Here is a 13,910-nt window from a genome sequence, read left to right on the forward strand (position 1 = left end):
CGCAGACTGAAGACCTGTCGGGGGAGGGCGACCGGCTCGGTCGGGGGTGGTCTGTGCGGCGCAACCAGCACCAGACGCTCGCCTTCCCGCCCATGGCCGCGAGCCTGCCCGCCCAGCAGGCGCTGACGGTCCCGCCCCACCAGGGACTCACTCTCCCTACGCATCCGACGCACCCGCTGGGCGCCGTCGCCGCCGACCCGCTTTCCGCCGACGATCCCGAGGAGCTGGGCAGTTACCAGCTGATCGGCCGGCTCGGCGAGGGCGGGATGGGCACCGTCTACCTCGGCGTCGGCCCGCTTCGCGACGGCCAGTCGATCCCCGGCGGCGCCTCCCCCGGCGGCGCCGCTCCTGGTGGCGGTCCGGCCGACGACGCGGCGACCGGCGGGGCGGCGAAGATCGGGCCGAACGGCATCGAGGGCGATCTGCGCCTGGTCGCGATCAAGATGATTCGGGCGGACCTGGCCCGGCTGCCCGAGTTCCGGGAGAGGTTCCTGCGTGAGGCGGACGTGGCGCGCCGGGTCGCCCGGTTCTGCACCGCGGAGGTGCTCGAGGTCGTCGACCCGCCGGACGGCCCGCCCTACCTGGTCACCGAGTACATCGACGGGCTGACGCTCACCCACGCCGTGCTCGCCGGCGGCCCGCTGCGCACCGGCGACCTGGAACGGCTGGCCGTCAGCGTCGCCGCCGCGCTGACCGCGATCCACGGGGCCGGGCTGGTACACCGCGACCTCAAACCGTCGAACGTGATCCTCTCCTCGCTCGGCCCGCGCGTCATCGACTTCGGCATCGCCAGGGCCACCGACGCGCACGGCGTGCTGAGCCACGACATCCAGCGGATCGGCACACCAGCGTTCATGGCCCCCGAACAGGCCAACGGCCGGCTGGTGACGGCCGCGGCGGACATCTTCGCCTGGGGCGGGCTGGTCACCTACGCCAGCACCGGCGTGCTGCCCTTCGGCGACGGGCCAACGCCGGTCCAGCTCTACCGGGTCGTCCACCTGGAGCCGAATCTGGAAGGCCTCGGCCCGGCGCTGCGCCCGATCGTCGAGCACGCGATGCGCAAGGACCCCGCGCAGCGCCCGACCGCCCAGGAGCTCTTCCTGCGCCTGGTCGGCATGGGCCCACCGACCCACCCCGACCCGGCGGTGAGCCGGGCGATCCGCTCAGGCGCGATCCCCGGCCAGCCGCCGGCCGCGGGCGCGGGCGCGGACACCGACGGGCCCACGGACACCGACCCGCCCCTGGCCGCAGGCGAGGCCGGTGCCACCGGCGCGCGTGGGCCCGCCGGGGACGCGGCGGGCGGGCCGGGTGGCGTCGGCGCACCCTCGGGCGGCGACGGCCCGGCCGGCGGCGAAGCCCTCGGCGGGTACGCCGGCCCGCCGGACCGGACCTGGCGAGACCGGCTGCGCCACGGCTCCCTGATGATCACCCCGTTGCTCGCGCTGATGCTGATCGCGGTCCTGATCCCGGTGGTGCTCGGACGGGCACCCGCGCCAAGCCCGACGCCGGCCGCGCTCGCCGCCGAGGTCGCCGCGTCCGCCGATGAGATCCGTTCCACCGACGCGGGCCTGGCCGACGCGCTGAGCCTCGCCGCCTTCCGGATCAACCCGGCCCCGACCGCCCGGGCGAGCCTGCGCACCTCGTTCGCCGGCGCCGCGGCGAGCCCGCTTTCCGGGCATACCGCGTCGGTGCTCGGCGTCGCCGTGAGCCTCGACGGCCGGCTCGCCGCCACCGCGTCCGCCGACGGCACCACCCGCCTCTGGGACCTCGCGGCCCTGACCGGCCAGGCTGGGGGGATGGCATCTCGGGGAACGCCGTCGAGGGAGGCGCCGTCGCCGGCGCGGCCCCCCGCGCCGCTCGCGGTGCTGAGCGGGCACGACGGCTGGGTCACCGCCGCCGCCTTCAGCCCGGACGGGACCCTCCTGGCCACCGCGGGCTACGACCGCACCGTGCTCCTGTGGGACGTGAGCAACCCGGCCAGCCCGGTGAAGATCGCGACGCTGACCGGCCACGAGGGCTATGTTCTGTCCGTCGCGTTCAGCGCGGACGGCGGGCTGCTGGCGACGTCCGGCCACGACGACACGGCCCGGATCTGGGACGTCCATGACCCGAGGCGCCCGACGGAGCTGAGCGTCCTGACCGGCCACACCGGCTGGGTGCGCCACGTTTCATTCAGCCCCGACGGCCGGCTGCTGGCGACGGCGAGCACCGATCACACGGCCCGCCTCTGGGAGCTCAGCGACCCCCGCCATCCCCGCGAGCTGGCCACCCTGTCCGGTCACACCGACTACGTCTGGGCTGTGGCCTTCAGCCCAGACGGCCGCCAGCTCGCCACCGGCGGCTATGACGGCACCGCGCGCCTGTGGGACGTCACCGACCCGAACCACCCGCGCCTCCTCGAGACGATCAAGGCGGATTCCCGCTGGGTGCTCGCGCTGGCCTTCAGCCCCGACGGCCGCATGCTCGCCACCGCCGGCCGCGACGACACGGTCCATCTCTGGGACCTCACCACAAGTGGCCCGCCCGCCGCCGTCGGCAGGCTTTCCGGCCACACCGACTGGATCCAGGATCTCGCCTTCACCCCTGACGGCCAGTCAGTCCTCACCGCGGCCTCGGACCACACGGCGCGGCTGACTCCGATCGACGACACCACGCTTCTGGCGACCGCCTGCCGCACCGGGTCCAACCGGCTGGATCCCGTCCAGTGGCAGCACTACATCCCCGCGGCCCCCTACCGCCCCGTCTGCTGACAACCACCCCACGGCCCAGCCGCGGCCAAACAGGTCAGGAGGGCCGGTCGGGCTTCTGGTTGCGTTCGGGGTTGTGGTTGCGGCCGGAGGCTCGGTGGCGGGGCTCGTGCCGATCGGCCGCGAATGTGCCGGCCATGCGGCGTCGTCGAGGGACGCCAGAGCGGTCGAACAGGGGCGGCTGGCCGGGTGCGCCGAGCTCGGCCGGTCGGCCCGGGTCTGACGGGTGGACCGCCGAGCCGGGTGGGATGGGCTGGCCGGCGGGGATCGGCCGGCCAGACTGGATCGGCGTCACCGGCGGGGCCGGGCTCGGCGGTGCCCCGCCGGCCAACGGGGGGAGAAGCGGCGACGGCACCCGCGGCGGGCCTGACACGCCGCCGGTCGAGGACGGGTCGGGCAAGGACAGAGGCGACGGAGGCAGCGGAGGCGCCGGGGTCAGCAGGACGGCGCCGGAACCCGCGCCCGGCGGGACCGACAGCGCGTGCGGCTCCCCTGGGGGTGCCACCGGCGGAGGCGGGGGCACGGACCGCGCGGCGCGGCCGCGGCGCGGCGGATCGGCGGAGGCCTGTCCCGGTGTCCACAGAGAGGGCTCCTGGTGACCTGGGCCGCCAGCGACGATGTCCGGTTCGCCGATGCGGTGGTGCGGCCGGTGGCGGCCGCGCAGACGTTCTTCGGTGTCCCTTCCGGCGTCCGTGCCCCGGCTCGCGGCCGTTTCGGCGGCCGGGTCGCCGGCAGCCGGCCCACTGGGTGAACCTGGCGGAAGAGCGGGCAGCGCATGGGACCCACGGTCCAGACCGCCGTCCCCGCCCGCGCCGAGGTCCCCGCCCAGCGAGCCGTCGGCGCCCGCGCCGGCGCCGGGCGGCAGGGCCAGCCTGCCGGCGGCGCCGGCCAGCTCAAGGGCACCGGCCGTGTCCGGGTCGGCGAGCTGGGCGAGGCGGCGCTGCTCCTCCTGGGCGAGCCGGGCCCTGGCCTGCTCGTAGCGGCTGGGGCCGCGGCGGAGCCTTGCCCGCAGCCGGGAGTCGGCGGAGCGGGCGGCGGCCACCAGCCGCGGTTCCTCCAGCCGGGCGCCCAGCGCCTCGGCGGCCATCGCCCGCTCGGCGGCGAGCTCCCGCTCGAGCTGGGCGATCCGGTCCGACTTCTCGATGTCGAGCGCGACCAGCCGCATGCGCTCGGCGTCGAGCTTCGCCCACTCCTGCTGATGCAGCCGGGCGGCGGCCATCCCCTCGTCGCGCGTCGCCACCACCCGCAGGTACAGCTCGAGCCGGTTGCGCTCCAACCGGGCCAGCAGCGGGTTGGCCACCCAGGGCGACAGGAGCTCGGCGACCCTGGTCGCGAACGGCGCGCGCCGGTCGACGACGACGCCGAGGCCGAGGACCGGCGCGACGGTGAAGAACCGAAGCTCGGGGTGGCCGGCGACGAACTCCTCGACGGCGGTGCGCACCCCGTTGCGCGGCCCGCCCTCGGCGAGCGCCCACGCGTAGGCGCCGCCGCCGCGCATCCCGCGGCCGAGGACGGCGTCCGGCGTGTCGAGCGTCACACCGGCGTCCCAGGAGTGGGGCTGAAGGTCGGCGTCGGTCAGCCGGTCGGGGGCCCGGTACTGGTCGCGCCGGCCGGTGGGCCAGCCGACGTCGTGGACGATGACCAGCGGGAACGAGTTCCGGCCGAACTCGTGGACGGCGTCGTCGACCGCGGCGAGCGTGGCGGTGACGGTGGCGTAGTTCGCGTCACCGTCGATCAGGTAGGCGTCGGTCGGGGTGTGCCCGTCGAGCCCGGCGGCGCCGTGGTCGCGAACCACGTCGATATCCAGGCCGCGGCCGGCGCTCGGTACGCGGCCCGGCTCGGGGTCGACGATGAGGAGCCGGCCGCCGCCGCCGGCGCGCAGCAGCTCGACGACCAGACCGGTCGTCGAGCCGTTCTCGGCGCCGAGGACGGTGACGCTGCGGACGCTGGCCGCGCCCAGCAGCGGCAGCCAGACCTCCCGCAGGTCGATGAGCGATCGCAGCAGCAGCGGCTGGCCGCCCGCGCGGTTCGCGGCGTTCGGGTCGTAGCCCTCGACCGCGCCGCGGCCCTCCTGGCCGTAGACGGCGAGCTCGGCCGATCCGGGCGCGGCCGCGGCGGCGGCCGCCAGGTCGGCGAAGCTCTCCCGCAGGGCACCCTCGCCAGCCCCGGCCGCACCGCCGGGGCTGGGGAGGCGCAGCGGACCGGTGTTCGCCGAGGCGGCGGAGCGAACGTAGGGGCGGGCGGTGTGCGAGACAGGCTGCTCGTCCCGCCCGTCGTGGCCCGCCAGCCCGGCCGGGGCAGTGCTCGGCGTGTCGTTCACCGCGGGCCTCCCAGCCGGCCGTCTCGACCTGTCCAGGCCTGCCGCCGGATCCCGCGAGGCGAGTCGCCCACCCGGGGTCTTCCAGCTGTCACCGCAGGCCTCCCAGCTGTCGCATCACCCGGCGGGCGGCCCGGCGCGGCAGCTGCGGCCCCGACGCCGGGCCTGCCGCGGCAGGCGCGGGAGCGGCCACTGGGTCCCCCCGGATCCCTATCCAACCAAAGGCGAACTCGACGTCAATTGCGTACGTGCCGCCCAACTCTGGCATGCCGGACAGATCCAGGTTGTAGACGAGTTGAGGGTCGTCGTCGAGGATTTCGACCAAGTTGGGCTGCAGTATTCTCAGCCCCACCAGACCGAGAACAATGCCGCGCCTACGGTCCACCAATCCGGTTTCGCCAGGCGTCCCAGCGGGGATACTGCGGCCCATCGCATCCGGAAGCGAACCCGGCCCGTCGAACGCGGTGATCGTGATCTGCCGGGGCTCGCCCGCGCCGACGATGTGGAAGGCGAGGGTGAGCCAGTCGAGCCGGAGCAGGCCCCGCCGGCCGGCGGGGTCGACCCGGACGCGACGGACACCGACGGCGTCGACGACCCGCAGCCGAACCAGCGACAGCCCGTCCCGGCCGGCATAGGGCACCGCGATGGCCTTGGGGCCACGGGCGAAGTCCGCGCCGGTGTCGACGTACACCTCGACGGGGCCGGCCGCGGCCGGCGCCGACAGCTCCCGCGGGTCGATTCCCGCGGCGGCCGCGAGCTCGGTGACAACCGCGAGCGGCCGGTTCGCGACGGCGGCGACGGCCGCGGGCCAGGTCGCCTCGCGCAGCGGCAGCTCCGCCAGACCCGCCGGGCTCAGGTAGGGCATCCGCCTGATCAGCTCGGCGGGCAACAGACCCCGGCCGTCCTGCTCGGCGGGCTCCGCGCGCCCATGCCGGCCGGTCACCGGCCCCGCTCCCATGGCTCCAGGGACGCCGACCGTGGCGGACGACTCGGATCCGGCCCTTCCCAGCCCGGCCGCCGGCCGCTCCTGGCCGGACGCCACCCCACCGGCCTCAGCACCAGCCAGCGCCATTCCGGTCGGGCCAGTCGGGCCAGCCGCACCGGCCATACCGGCGAACGAGCCGTCCTCCGACGCGGCACCCGGCGGCCGGCCGTCGACCACCAGGGCACTCGTCGCCTCGATGCCGACCGGCTCGTCGTCATCGCCGTCGTGTCGCCAGGAGCCGAAGGTGGCGGCCTCCGCCGTCGTCGGCCGGGCGACGAAGCGAGCCAGCATGCGTAGCAGCGCGAGCCGGGCGCTGTCGCCACCCAGCGACGGCAGCGCGCTGTCGGGGCTGTCCGGGCTCTCCGCGCGCCGGTAGCGCAACCACTCCTGCTGAAAGGCCCGGGCACCGTCCTGGGCGGCGGCCCGCTGCGCCAGCTGCGTGCGGCTGGTCCGGGCGAGTCCCAACAGCGGGGTGGACATCTCGTCGAACGAGGCGAGCCGGCCCGTATCCGCCATGGCGACCTGCTCGACGACCGCCGGGGCGCGCAGCAGCTGGCCGGCGAGGCGCGCTGGCTGGCCGCCGGAGACGAGGTAGCCCTCCATCCGGTGGCCAGCGAGCTGGTATTCGAGCGCGGCGGGACCGGTCGCCAGGTAGAGCCCCACGGGGATGACCTCGCGGCCGGTGGCGGTGAGCAGCCGGGCAAGCAGCGCCTGGGTGGTCCCATCCCAGCCAAGATCGACCATTACGGCCGGGCCGCGCTCGGGCAGCCGATCGTCCAGGTAGCGCAGGAACCGTTCACGCAGCCGCTCGGCGGCCAGCACGATCTCGCCGCGGACGCGGTCGTCGCGGCTGAGCGTCTCCAGCAACTCGTCGAGGATCTCGTCGAGCAGCCCGGCCGGCACGTCGAGCCGGCGGCCGGCGAGCGCGGAGATCCCCGGCGCGGCGGCGAGATCGACCCGCAGCCGGCGCAGCAGTGCCCCGACGGTGCCCACGGCGCCACCGGTGCCAGGGGCCGGACCGCCGGGGCCGGCGTGCGCGGGGCCGGTGCCGGCGTGCCTCAGGAAGGCACGCAGCTCCTCGGGTGAGGCCTCGAAGACGTTGGCCAGCGCACACACCTCGCGCGACGCCCACAGCGTCCGGGCCGCGACGCCGGCGTCGCGGCCGGGGCTTTCGAGCAGGCTCGCGACGAACCGGCCGGAGCGCATCAGGCAGAACGCCTCATCGGCGCCCAGCTCCCGGGTGCGCTCGACGACCCACTCGGCGAAGCCGGTGAAAACCGGGCCGAACACGGTCGCCCCGGTGTCCCAGAAGCGGCGCAGCGCCCGAGGGACGGCGGCGGCGTCGGCCCGGTGCAGGACGCGGGCGCGCAGCGCGGTCAGCCCGAAGTCGCCGTACTCGAGATCTACGGGGGCCGCGTCGTCCGGTTCGTCGAGCAGTCCCTCCATCGCGAGCGTCGCGCGCAGGTCGCGAGCGGGACCGCCCCTGCGCACGATCGTGACGCCCCGCCCACCGCGACCAGCATGCCCACCACGGCCATCACGCCCGCCCGAACCGCCCGAACCGCCCGCGGGCTGGCCCGCGGCGCGCCCGTCGCCGGTGCCCCGGCCCGGCGGGCCACCGGCCGGTTCTGAACCCGCGGCACCGGTGTGCTCGCCGGTCGGGTCGCCGGCCAGGTACAGCAGCCTGGACGTGGGGGCACCGGTCGCCGTGAGCACGTGGCCGAGCAGGCCCTCGGCCGTCCCGACGCCGATGTCGGCCGAGGTGAACGGGCCGGCGAACGGGATGCCCGCGAGCTCCGGGCGCGTCAGCAGGCGCTCCAGCTGCGCCGCTGACAGGCAGGTGTCGGCGACGAGGTAGACCGGCAGGCCCAGCTTGAGAGCGGCGAGCTCGACGAGCTCGGCGGCGGCGAGGTCGACCCGGTAGGCCGCCCGCAGAGCGGCGACCTCCGCCTCCACCAGGGGAGCGAGCTCACCGGCGCCGGGCAGCGCGGGCCGCAGCAGCGCCCAGATCTCGTCCAGCCGCGGCGCGGGGCCACCGCCGTCCCCGGCGGCGGCCACGCCCTCACGGGTGGCCAGCACCCGGCGCCTGGCCTGCCGCTCAGCCAGGATCCTCAGGTGGGCGAACTGGCCGGGGGTGATGCCGGCCGGCAGCCGGCCGGCGGCGGCGAGCCGCTCACCGAGCAGCAGGAACAGGTGCGCCGGCCGCGGCGCCAGCCGCCACAGCAGCGTCTCGAAGACGTCGACGACGAGTACGTCGGCCCCGCCCGAGTCGAGGTGCGACCACGCATCCCCCAGCCTCGCGTCGGTGAACACCGCGGTCACCCCCGTTCCAACGCCGTCGGCCGCGCGACGGCGGGGGAAACGGCGGGCGACATCCCGGGAAGTCCCGGATGTCCGCGCCACCGCGTGCGGTCGCCTCCGACAAGTCGCGAGGGAGGAGCCGGCCACCACACCGGAGGCGGAGTGGACTGCACCGTCGCGCCTCCTTCGGCCAGGGCTGCGCAAGGCGCCGACCGGTGCCGGAGCAGGCTGGCCGATACTATGAACCGCCTCCCGGGTGGCGGGCACCGGCGTCAACGGAGACGCGTGCGGTGGGGTGGCTGTGCGCCCACCGTGCTCATCTCCTGTGCGGCGATGGTGCCCGGTTCCTGCTGGATCGCGAAGCCGGGGCTCCTGCCGGATCGGCGACAGGGTCCCTGCCAGATCGGCGAAGCCGATCTGGCAGGTCAGCGATCTGTGAGGTCAGCGACTTGGGAGGTCTGCTGGGAGGGCGGCGAACCGGAAGGTCCGCCGGCTCGGCACGGGTGCCGACGCCACCGTCGCCGAATCCGGACCTCACCCGCCTCGGCGGGCCCAACCGGGACCATGGCACGATCGGGACAACAACCGGGGCCGCGCCAAGGCGCGCGGCGGTCCCGCGACGTCCCGGGGTCCGGCGTCGTACAGGGTCGAGAAGGAGCCGAGGAGTGCAGCTCGCAGGTGCTGGCCCCGCCGCCGGCCCGGGCGGCGCGACGGGAGCGTCCCCGATACCGCCGCCGGTGACGCCGACGACCGCGACGGCGTCACCCTCGCCGTCCGCGTCGCCGGCCCCCGACGAGTCGTCATCGTCGCCCATGTCCTCGCAGACGGCGCCCCAGCCAGCGGCGCCCCAGCCAGCGGCGCCCCCGCAGGCCGCGTCCCCGTCGGCGCAGGCCCCGTCGCCGTCCACCTCCCCGACGCCGCGTCCGGCGCCGGCGCGCAGGTCCGGTGCCGGGCCACGGCACGCGGCGAGGAACTCGCAGCAGACCCCCCGGCAGATCCCGGGTTCCGCCGGTCCGGACGGGACCTCGGGCTCCGCTGGTCCGGGCGGGGCCCCGGGGGCGCTGGCCAAGCGGTCGCGCGCCCAGAGCAGGGTCCGCTGGGAGCTGCTGCGCAACCTGATCCGCAAGGACATCAAGGTCAAGTACAAGGGCTCGACCCTCGGCTTCGCCTGGTCCCTCGCGAACCCGCTGCTGCTGCTCGTGGTGTACACGTTCGTCTTCCAGGTCGTGTTCAAGTCGGGTGTGCCGCGGTTCGGCATCTACTTCCTGTCCGGCCTGCTCGTCTGGAACGCGTTCGCGGGCAGCGTGTCGACAGCCTGCGGCAGCGTCGTCGGCAACGCCAACCTGGTGAAGAAGGTCCGTTTCCCGCTGCAGGTGCTGCCGCTGTCCGCGGTCGGCTTCGCCGCGGTGCACTTCGTGCTGCAGCTGCTGGTGCTGCTGGTGCTCACCCTGGCGCTCGGCTACCCGCTGATCGGTGGCGGGCTGCTGCTGCTCGTCCCGGCCGGCGCGGTCGCGCTGGTGTTCACCGTCGGGATGTCGATGCTGGTCTCGGCGCTGTCGGTGCGGTTCAAGGACGTGCCGCACCTCGTCGAGGTGGCCCTGATGGCCTGGATCTGGCTGAACCCGATGGTCTACGCGTTCGGGCTGATCCAGCAACGGCTCCACGAGTACACCTGGGTCTACGAGCTGAACCCGATGGCCGTGGTGGTCATGGCGTTCCAGCGGGCCATCTACGTCGACGCCACCGCCACCAAGCCCGACGGCAGCCAGCTGCAGGTCCTCGCCGACCCGGGGTACCTCTACTACCTTGAGCGCCTGGCCATGGCGGGGGCGATCTCCCTGGGCGTGCTGGTGCTCGGCATCTGGGTGTTCCGCAAGCTGCAGGCCGACTTCGCCGAGGACCTCTAGTGAGCCAGACCTCCCCGCCCCTCCCCGTCGGCGCGGCCGCGACGTCGGCGCCCGCCCGGCCGGCCGGCGGTGGCGCGACCGCCAGCGTCAGCGCCGGCGTGCTGCCGACCGGCGGCACGAGCGCGAGGGGCGGCGCCCCCGCGGCGGGGACCGGCCCGACCGTGATCCGCGCTACCGGCGTGAGCAAGAAGTTCGTCTCGTACCACAAGCGGGCGACGAGCCTGAAGGAGGCGTTCGTCCGCCGCGGCGGCCTGGCCGGCGAGGACTTCTGGGCGCTGCGCGACATCAACATCGAGATCGCCCGCGGCCAGACCGTGGGCCTCGCCGGCGCGAACGGCTCCGGCAAGTCGACGACGCTCAAGGTGCTCGCCGGCATCCTGCGCCCGACCAGCGGCAAGGTCGAGGTGCACGGCCGGATCGCCTCGCTGCTGGAGCTGGGCGCCGGGTTCAACGGCGAGCTGTCCGGCCGGGACAACGTCTACCTGAACGCCTCCCTGCTCGGCCTGTCCAAGCGGGAGATCGACAAGCTGTTCGACTCGATCGTCGACTTCGCCGAGCTGTCACACAAGATCGACGACGAGGTGAAGCACTACTCGTCCGGCCAGTACGTCCGGCTCGGCTTCGCCGTCGCCGTGCACGTCGACCCGGACATCCTGCTCGTCGACGAGGTGCTCGCCGTCGGCGACGAGGCGTTCCAGCGCAAGTGCCTCGCCAAGATCGACGAGTTCCGGAACCAGGGCCGCACGATCCTGTTCGTCACGCACTCGCTCGACCTCATCGAGAACATGTGCGACCGGGTCGTCGTGCTCGAGGCCGGCAAGGTGATCCACGACGGCGCGCCGGCGGTCGGCACGAAGCTGCTGCGCCAGCGGCTCGGCAGCTCGCCGACCGAGGGTGCCGGCGCCTACAGCACGGCGACGGTCCGGCCGGAGACCGTCGCCTTCGGCTCGTCCCCCGGCGCGGCGCCGCAGATCTCCTACGACCCCGGCGACCCGATGACACTGAGCGTCGGCATCGAGGTCACCGAGGGCGCGCCCGAACGAGTCCGCGCGCGCTGCGTCATCGTCGGCCAGAACGAGATCCCGATCTGGGTGATGGAGACCCCACCGGGGGGTATTCCGGTCAGCCAGGGCTTCACCATCGTCGACTTCACCATCGGCTCGCTACCAGCGCTGCTCGGCGCGTTCGCCGTGCGGGTGGAGGTCGCCGACGCGGCGACCGGCACGCCCATCACCTCACGTCGCTTCCACGAGCTGTTCGGGATCAACAGCTCGCACGCCGAGGGCCTGGTCCACGTCGACTACGAGGCAAGGCCGCGGGCATGAGCCACATCACCGACCTGACCAGCAGCGACCCGACGAGCAGCGACCTGACGAGCGCCAACCGGGCGAGCGTCGGCCTAGCGAGCCGCGGCCTGGCGAGCGCCGCTGTCGGGGCGGCGTCCGGCGTGGCGGCCGCGGGATCGCTGACCAAGGCCACGCCCGACACCCCGGGCGTCGACGGCATCTCCGACGCCCGGGACACGGGCGGCGCGGTGCCCGCCGCCGGGCACCCCGACGGCGGCGGGTCCGGCTCCGGCTGGGGCGAGCGGCCGCTGGCGACCATCGTCATCGTCAACTGGAACGGCGCCCACCTGCTGCCGCCGTGCCTGGACGCGGTCGCCAAGCAGATCACCGGCTTCGGGTTCCAGACCTGGGTCGTCGACAACGCGTCCAGCGACCACTCGCGGGCGATGCTCGCCGAGCGCTACCCCTGGGTGCGGGTGATCGAGTCGTCGAGGAACCTCGGCTTCGCGGGCGGCAACAATCTGGCGCTGCGCCAGGTGAACACCACCTACGCGGTACTGCTGAACAACGACGCCATCCCGGAGCCGGACTGGCTGGCCAACCTGCTGGCCCCGTTCGAGCAGCCCGGCGGGGACAAGCTGGGCGCGGTCACCGGCAAGGTGGTGTTCCTGCCGCGGTTCCTCCGGCTGCGCATGGAGACCTCGACCTTCTCACCCGGCCCGCACGACCCGCGCTCACTCGGCGCGCGGATCTCGTCGGTGACGGTCAACGGCCGCGACGTGCTGCGCGACGTCCTCTGGGAGAAGCTCACCTTCGGGGCCGAAGGGCCGCCGACCGCCCCGTTCTTCTGGACGCGCGGCAACGGCGAAATGCTCGTGCCCGTACCTGAAAGAGGGACGGTCACGCTCGGGCTCACCTGGGCGGCCGAGGCCGCGAAGACGGTCATGCTCAGCTGGGACGGGCACTCCGGCCCTGCCGACGGCGGCCCCGGCTGGGCGGCGGCCGACGGCGGTGCCGCCCGCTTCGCCGCGCTGCCGGTCACCGGCACCGAGCCGAACGCCGTCTCGGTGACGATCGACGACACCGCGCCGCGCGTCGACGTCATCAACAACGTCGGCGGGATCGTGCTGCGCGACGGCTACGGCGCCGACCGCGGCTACCAGGAGGTCGACACCGGCCAGTTCTCCAACCCGGAGGAGGTCTTCACGGCCTGCGGGAACGGGATGGCCATGCGCGCGGAGCTCGGCCATGACCTGGGCTGGTTCGACGACGACTTCTTCCTCTACTACGAGGACACGGATCTCTCCTGGCGGATCCGCTCCAGGGGGTACAGCATTCGTTACGTGCCCGGCGCCGTGCTGCGGCATGTGCACTCGGCGTCGAGCGTCGAATGGTCGCCGCTGTTCGTCTTCCATACCGACCGCAACCGGCTGCTCATGCTGACGAAGGACGCGACGCTGCCGCTCGCGGTGGCCGCGGTGGCGCGCTACCCGCTGACCACCGCGTCGATCGCGATACGGACGCTGCGCCAGGGGTGGCGGGCGCGCAGCCGGCCGGCGGTGCGGCCTACGCTGCTGCGGCTGAAGGTGATCGCGTCCTACCTGCGACTGTTCCCGATCATGGTCGGGCGGCGCAGGGAGATTGGGCGCACCGCAAGCGAACGGCGCAGCGCGCTGCAGGACTGGCTGGTGTCACGATGACGGACCATTCCGACGAGAACACCCACGGGGACAGCACCTTCGAGACAGATGGCCCCGAGAGCCCTGACGGCGACGCGGCCCGGCCCGGTGGCGACGGATTCGGTGCGCGGGTCGGGGCCGGCGGCTACCCGAGCGGCGGCTGGTCCGGCGAGGAGTGGTCGGCGCGGGGGCAGGACTCGTTCGGTTCGCCGCCCGCCCCGACGCCGATCAACTTCGACCCGCTCGACCCGCTGGGCCTGAGCCGGCTGGACTCGTTGGACGGGCCGGGCCGGGCCGACCCGTTGGACCTTCCGACCCGCTACGACGAGAGCGCGCGGCCGGCACCGCTCGGCCCGTCCTTCGACCAGTCCCTCGACTTCCTCGACCGAACCGCCACGCCCGACGACAAGGCCTACCCAGGACTGCGCGATCCGCTGGACCCGCCAGGCAGACTGGACCGGCCGGGCCGGCTGGACCCGCTGGCGGGGCTGGAGCCGCTGCCGCCGCTGGGCATTCCCACCCGGCCGGACGAGGGCACCAGGCCGACACCGCCGCGCTCGCGCCCGGACCGGCTGTCCTCCCTGGAGCACCTGTCGCTCCTGGAGCCCATGCCGCCTCGGGAACCCGTGTCGCAGCCCAAGCCGCGATCGGCTCGAGAGCCGCTGGCGTCGCCGGAGCCGGCTGGAAC

At 74.6% G+C, this 13,910-nt stretch carries 6 protein-coding genes; 4 read left to right on the forward strand and 2 right to left on the reverse strand.

Translation table 11 applies throughout. The features are described 5' to 3' along the window. Positions 1 to 92 precede the first annotated feature (92 nt). Entirely contained in the window at positions 93 to 2,750 is a 2,658-nt protein-coding gene (locus BCD48_RS34950) for a serine/threonine-protein kinase (protein WP_083419678.1), read from the forward strand. A 34-nt stretch (positions 2,751 to 2,784) separates the two neighbouring features. On the opposite strand, the gene BCD48_RS51685 is transcribed toward BCD48_RS34950, so the two are convergent. After that, on the reverse strand, positions 2,785 to 5,067 hold the full coding sequence (locus tag BCD48_RS51685; protein ID WP_071052696.1) for a hypothetical protein: 2,283 nt from the start codon (positions 5,065 to 5,067) through the stop codon (positions 2,785 to 2,787). Between the two features lie 88 nt (positions 5,068 to 5,155). Next, positions 5,156 to 8,362, reverse strand: a complete 3,207-nt coding sequence (locus BCD48_RS34960; RefSeq protein WP_083419679.1) for a haloacid dehalogenase — start codon at positions 8,360 to 8,362, stop codon at positions 5,156 to 5,158. A 653-nt stretch (positions 8,363 to 9,015) separates the two neighbouring features. Here BCD48_RS34960 and BCD48_RS34965 point away from each other — a divergent pair. From BCD48_RS34965 to BCD48_RS34975, 3 genes are read left to right on the forward strand one after another with little or no spacing between them, the layout of a single operon-like run. Beyond that, a complete protein-coding gene (locus tag BCD48_RS34965) occupies positions 9,016 to 10,257 on the forward strand; it encodes an ABC transporter permease (RefSeq protein WP_083419665.1) in 1,242 nt (413 codons plus the stop codon). After that, the gene (locus tag BCD48_RS34970) at positions 10,257 to 11,582 is read left to right on the forward strand and encodes an ABC transporter ATP-binding protein (RefSeq protein ID WP_116271767.1); all 1,326 of its coding nucleotides are present in this window, start codon (positions 10,257 to 10,259) and stop codon (positions 11,580 to 11,582) included. Before BCD48_RS34965 ends, BCD48_RS34970 begins: the two co-directional genes overlap by 1 nt. Beyond that, on the forward strand, positions 11,579 to 13,243 hold the full coding sequence (locus BCD48_RS34975; protein WP_241842236.1) for a glycosyltransferase family 2 protein: 1,665 nt from the start codon (positions 11,579 to 11,581) through the stop codon (positions 13,241 to 13,243). The genes BCD48_RS34970 and BCD48_RS34975 overlap by 4 nt, the downstream gene beginning before the upstream one ends. The last annotated feature ends 667 nt before the right edge of the window (positions 13,244 to 13,910 follow it).

It is taken from the genome of Pseudofrankia coriaricola, assembly GCF_001854805.1.
GTDB lineage: Bacteria > Actinomycetota > Actinomycetes > Frankiales > Frankiaceae > Pseudofrankia.